Origin of the sequence: Streptomyces aureus (assembly GCF_001418135.1) — a bacterium.
GTDB lineage: Bacteria > Actinomycetota > Actinomycetes > Streptomycetales > Streptomycetaceae > Streptomyces > Streptomyces aureus_A.
Genome location: NZ_LIPQ01000467.1, coordinates 1 through 1,095 on the forward strand (window position 1 = coordinate 1; position 1,095 = coordinate 1,095).

General features: G+C 70.2%; 2 protein-coding genes. Both read left to right on the top strand.

Features of this window, described 5'->3' with window-relative positions; translation table 11 throughout:
- The coding region (locus AOK00_RS30930; protein ID WP_159041880.1) for an HAD family hydrolase at positions 1-263 on the top strand (263 nt) is incomplete at its 5' end.
- 43 nt (positions 264-306) lie between these two features.
- Positions 307-1,095, top strand: a 789-nt coding sequence (locus tag AOK00_RS30935; RefSeq protein ID WP_063886696.1) for a hypothetical protein, incomplete at its 3' end; no start/stop codon positions are given.

The window sequence follows — 1,095 nt, forward strand, 5'->3', positions numbered from 1 at the left end:
TCCCGGACGAGCTCGTCTTCAGCGCCGAGGACGTCGGCCGCGGGAAGCCGGCGCCCGATCTGTTTCTCCACGCCGCCTCCAGGATGGGGGTGGCGCCCGAGCGGTGTGTGGTGGTCGAGGACAGCCGGCTCGGTGTGCAGGCGGCCGTGGCGGCCGGGATGGACGTGTACGGGTTCACCGCGATGACTCCCGAGGAGAAGCTCGCGGGTGCCGAGGGGTTCTTCGGGGCCATGGACGAGCTGCCGGCGATATTGGGACTGTGATCCACCTACCCCCGGGTAGGTTCCGGCCCTACGCTGTGCCGCCATGACGGATGCGCGGTTGCGGCGTGGGCGGGGATCCCTGGCGGTCAGCTTTTTTGTGCAGGGGGTGACCTTCGCCCTGCTCGTGACCCGAATACCGGCGATCCAGGACCGGTACGGGATCTCGGACGCGTTGCTGCCGGCCTTCCTCGCCGCCGTGCCGATCCTGGCCGGTGTCGCGAGTGTGATGACCGAGAAGGTCGTCGCCCGGGTGGGGGCCGCGGTGGTGCTGCGGTGGGCTCAGCCGTTCGTGCTCCTGGCGCTGCTCTCCGTGGGAGTGGGGGACCAGCTGTGGCACGCGGTCCTGGCCCTGGGGCTCTTCGGGCTCGCGGTCGGTGCGCTCGACGCCTCCATGAACATGCTCGGGGTCAGCCTCCAGCGGGCGTACGGGCGGAGCATCGTGCTCGGCTTCCACGCCTCGTACAGCCTCGGCGGGATCGCGGGAGCGTCGCTTGCCTGGGTGGGGGCGCACTGGCATCTGTCGCTCTTCGTGTCCTACCTGCCGGTGGTGGCGGTGCTGCTGCCCCTCGCCTTCGTCGGGAGCCGGTGGTACGTGGCCGGGGGCGACGGGGTGGAGGGCGTGGCGGACTCGGGGGCCGGTAAGGGGAGTGGTGTCGCCTTCAAGCTGCTGCTGCCGCTCTGCCTGGTGATGACCTTCGCGTACATCGGGGACTCGACCGTCTCCAACTGGAGTGCCAAGTACCTCCAGGACGTGCTGGGCGGATCGGAGGAGCTGGCGACCGTGCCGTACAACGCGTACATGGTGACGACGCTGCTCGGGCGGGCCGTGGGG